Origin of the sequence: Nostoc sp. CHAB 5715 (assembly GCF_020829685.1) — a bacterium.
In the GTDB taxonomy this organism is placed as follows: Bacteria; Cyanobacteriota; Cyanobacteriia; order Cyanobacteriales; family Nostocaceae; genus Nostoc.
Genome location: NZ_JAIVFR010000726.1, coordinates 1 through 3,970 on the forward strand (window position 1 = coordinate 1; position 3,970 = coordinate 3,970).

General features: G+C 37.1%; 7 protein-coding genes. 6 read left to right on the forward strand and 1 reads right to left on the reverse strand.

Features of this window, described 5'->3' with window-relative positions:
• The first annotated feature begins 70 nt into the window (after positions 1-70).
• The 6 genes from LC574_RS29975 (at position 71) to LC574_RS30000 (ending at position 2,883) form a co-directional block, all read left to right on the forward strand.
• Positions 71-322, forward strand: a complete 252-nt coding sequence (locus LC574_RS29975) for a hypothetical protein (protein WP_229457249.1) — start codon at positions 71-73, stop codon at positions 320-322.
• A complete protein-coding gene (locus tag LC574_RS29980) occupies positions 309-581 on the forward strand; it encodes a type II toxin-antitoxin system RelE/ParE family toxin (RefSeq protein WP_229457250.1) in 273 nt (90 codons plus the stop codon). Before LC574_RS29975 ends, LC574_RS29980 begins: the two co-directional genes overlap by 14 nt.
• Before the next feature lie 199 nt (positions 582-780).
• The gene (locus LC574_RS29985) at positions 781-969 is read left to right on the forward strand and encodes a YgiT-type zinc finger protein (protein ID WP_229457251.1); all 189 of its coding nucleotides are present in this window, start codon (positions 781-783) and stop codon (positions 967-969) included.
• A 49-nt stretch (positions 970-1,018) separates the two neighbouring features.
• Complete coding sequence (locus LC574_RS29990) at positions 1,019-1,252, forward strand: type II toxin-antitoxin system HicB family antitoxin (RefSeq protein ID WP_229457252.1); 234 nt, start codon at positions 1,019-1,021, stop codon at positions 1,250-1,252.
• 431 nt (positions 1,253-1,683) lie between these two features.
• Positions 1,684-2,220 carry a universal stress protein gene (locus LC574_RS29995; protein ID WP_229457254.1) on the forward strand — a complete coding sequence of 179 codons (537 nt, stop codon included), beginning with the start codon at positions 1,684-1,686 and terminating at the stop codon, positions 2,218-2,220.
• 297 nt (positions 2,221-2,517) lie between these two features.
• Positions 2,518-2,883 carry a DOPA 4,5-dioxygenase family protein gene (locus LC574_RS30000; RefSeq protein ID WP_229457255.1) on the forward strand — a complete coding sequence of 122 codons (366 nt, stop codon included), beginning with the start codon at positions 2,518-2,520 and terminating at the stop codon, positions 2,881-2,883.
• A gap of 143 nt (positions 2,884-3,026) precedes the next feature.
• Here the strand turns inward: LC574_RS30000 and LC574_RS30005 are convergent, their stop codons facing one another.
• The gene (locus LC574_RS30005; protein WP_229457253.1) at positions 3,027-3,353 is read right to left on the reverse strand and encodes a hypothetical protein; all 327 of its coding nucleotides are present in this window, start codon (positions 3,351-3,353) and stop codon (positions 3,027-3,029) included.
• Positions 3,354-3,970 lie beyond the last annotated feature (617 nt).

A 3,970-nucleotide genomic window follows, 5' to 3' on the forward strand; every position in this document is an offset into this window, starting at 1 on the left:
GGGAGAGGTCAATCCATGCGATCGCTATAAACTGTTAAAATCTAATTGCCTGACACCAAAATTTTAACAGGTGAACACCAATGAATTTTTACACATAGGAGTTATTAAAATGCTTGAAGTTCACAAGAACTATGTTCTCGACGAAAATAAACAACCTATTGCCGTACAAATTCCTATAGCTGAATTTGAAAAAATTGAAGAAATTCTTGAGGATTACGGTTTAGCAAAACTCATGGAGGAAGTAGAGGAAGAAGAAGCACTATCAAAAGATGAAGCACTAAAATATTATCAATCACTAAAAGAAGAAAATGTGGCAAGTTGAATATACTAAAAGGTTCTTGAAAGAACTTGCTGCTTTACCAATTGAGATTCAAAGCCGCATAGAACCTATTGTCTTTCAAGAACTTGAATCAGAAAATCCGTTTGAATTAGGATATCTTGAAAAACTGAAAGGCTATAGTGATAAATATAAAATTCGAGTTGGTGATTATCGGATTGGCATTACTCTTGATCAAGCAACAAAAACATTAATCTGCCAACGAGTTGCTCACCGCAAAGACATCTACAGAATTTTTCCTTGAAGCACTGTAAAATTTGTTAGCATTAATGTATGCACACACTAATAGCAGGAAAGCGGCAAATGCTGTGTAATATTTGTGGAAGTGAAGGTGTCAAAATCCGCCAAATTACTAGAACCTATGTAGGACTTACGCACGCTCTACGAATTCTTGGCGTTCTTGGCGTCTTGGCGGTTCGATAAATTAAGCTTTTGGGCGATTTTTGCGTAAGTCCTACTATGGTAAGGGTAAAGACCTGCTAGTAATAGAAAATATTCCAGTGATAACCTGTACTCATTGCGGCGAAACTTATTTAACTGCTGAAACTCTTCACAAAATTGAACAAATCAAAACTAACCGTAAAAAATTAGCTGTTGAACGTCCTGTAGAAGTGGCTAGTTTTGGATCATGAATAATTGCCAAAATTAAATCTTGCTTCAGCTATCCACTAATACACATTTATGGACTTCTACACAACAGTTTTGCGAAAGAGTGCGGGTTATTGGGTTGCTTTATGCTTAGAAAATGGACTAGTAGGACAAGGGATAAATCAAGAAGCAGCAATCAAGCAACTTTATGAAGCGATCGCCTCTTTTTTGTCAGTCTATAAAATCGAACCTAATATTTACCATCCTTCACTCGTTATAGAAGAATTACATGAGTTTTTGGCAGTGGAAGACACTGAATCAGTATGATGAATCTTCAAGCTGAAGAAAGTTTATGTCAAAGTGCGTAGCCCATCATAAACATTGCTTAATGTTCTCAATTAGGAAAATCAAAACGAAATAGTCCTAATATCTACCCAGCTTTGTGAAAGATATTAAAGCGCTAAAATGATACCACACTTTGAGTATATCAAGGTACTCGCCTTTAAAAAAACACCAAATACTGAGCCAATAATGTATTTTAGAAAACAGAAGGCTTCTTCGTAATTAAAGATAAATGTTTTTTTCACAAGTTCCTCAAATTGTTTTGCTATAAACATAAATAAGGGGCAAAAACCTTTAAGAAATTTAAAATTCACAAGTCGCTAAATATAGTTGAGGGATTAGTCATTTTTGACAATCCAGCATTTGAAACCCGAAACCGTAAAGACCAATTACCAATGAAATCGGAGGTCTATATGATGTTTAAAAAAATTCTAGTTGCATTAGATCGCTCGGAAATAGGGCAACACGTTTTTCAGGAAGCGTTGGGTTTAGCAAAGTTAACACAAGCTAGCTTAATGCTAGTGCATGTTCTATCTCCCGAAGAAGAGGGAAGTCCTTATGTACCTATCTTGTCTAATTTTGACTACTATCCAGGATTGAGCAGTCAAAACTTCGAGTTATACCAAAAGCAGTGGGATACCTTTAAAAATCTAGGAATCCAGATGTTGCAATCTTTCTGTGCCCAAGCTAACGCAGCAGGTGTAACTACGGAATTTACACAAAATATTGGTAATCCTGGTCGGATCATTTGTGATTTTGCTCATAGTTATAGTGCTGACTTAATTGTGATGGGGCGTCGGGGTCGTTCTGGGCTGATGGAACTATTTCTCGGTAGTGTGAGTAACTATGTTCTTCACCATGCTCCTTGTACGGTACATGTTGTGCATCTTTCAGTTGCTCCTAAAACACATGAAGTTGTCAAAGAAACTACAAGCACTTTAAGTGTTAACTAATTACTAACATTGCATAAATCTCAGCGAGCCAAACTCTGAATTTGGTTTATTTTCGCCTACCTACTTCTCTCAATTTCCACAACCGATCCTTAACTGCACGGTATTGGGCTAAAATTGAGCGTAGGCGTAGCCCGCACAACTCTTGGAGACGCTGCGCGTAGCTTGCTTCCACGAAGTGGTACGGCATGGTTCGACTGCGCTCACCAGCCGCTCAGTGACCGTTGTAGACATCGCTTTTTCAGTGAGAAAGAAAAAGTCCGCTACCCAAAATTAGAGTTGAGAGCGAAAAGTGGATCTATGAAAGAAGATACTATCGAGATCGCTGGTTTTCATGCTCATGTTTACTTCGATCCCGCCAGTCGGGATGTAGCTGCGCGTGTACGTGAAGGATTGGGCGCTAGGTTTGACGTGCAACTCGGACGCTGGTTTGACAAGCCCATCGGACCCCACCCAAAAGGAATGTATCAAGTTGCTTTCTTACCGAATCAGTTTGATAAAGTCGTTCCCTGGTTAATGCTTAATCGTGAGGGATTGGATATTCTCGTCCACCCTGAGACAGGCGATGCTGTGGCTGACCACGCGGTTCATTCTTTATGGTTAGGAGAAAAGCTAGATTTGAATATTGAGTTTCTTCGACAGCTTAATTCAACTTTATCTAATTAAGAGAAGTAGCCCACTTCATTGGGTAAAACTTCTGGACTAGCGCGTAGAACTTTTTCTGTTGATTTTAAGGAATATTAAACCGATTGGCGTTGAACAAAATTTAAATTATGAATTATAAATTATGAATTATGTTAACTTAATATTTAGTCAATCGGCACTTGCTTGAGTAAAGCTATCCACATATCGGACGGATCTGAGTAATAATCAACTTCCTCAACTTGATATTGATAAGATTCATAACCTTCTCGTAAAATAATGCGATCGCAGGGTTTAATACCTTTCCCGATTCCAGTCATATACCCGATCGTTCCTTCATTGAGGCGCTCAAATACGTAGTCGCTTCCACAAACTAGTTGGCTATAATCGTGTACTTTATGCTTCTGTTTTAATTCGTTTGCTGGAAAGCTAACTAGGGCTAACTTACTTAAAAAGCTAAAACTTAAGTTCATACTTGTCCTGATCAAAGACATAAGTGAGTTTTCCCCAAGAAGAAATCTATAACGAAGAGTTCTGGACTCTAGGTGAATCTCAATTCCTTTCAATCACCAATCCAGAACCGAACAGGTGGAAAATCTAGTTAGTAATCAACCGCATTGACAGCTAGTAAAGGCAATTTATCACCCAATGTCTAATTAAGCAGTTCGTTGAGAAGATAATTAATAATAATAATAATTTTAAAATAAGATCAATGATTTTCAATTATTTTTTCTTAAATCTTAATTTTTAGTTATTAATGTTTGAATTAATGTTTGAATTAATGTTTGAATTTACTCCATGATATCTTTTGCCCAACAACTATTTAAATTTACAGTACCATCAATTGCAGCTTCAACTGTAAAATCACCGAATTCTTGGACAAGAATAGGTCAGAGATGACATTCTTTTACTTAACTAGATAATCCTAAAATTTATAAAGCTTTTATGTCTTGAGAATGTCATCTATGTATCTTTTTTAAGATAAATATAGTAATCCGCTTTGATTTTTGAAATTATTTGCGTAGGCGGGGAGTAGGGAATAGGGAGTAGGGAGTAGGGAATCAGGCTTTTCGAGGTGTACGGTGTTTATTCAAAAATCAAATAGGAATCC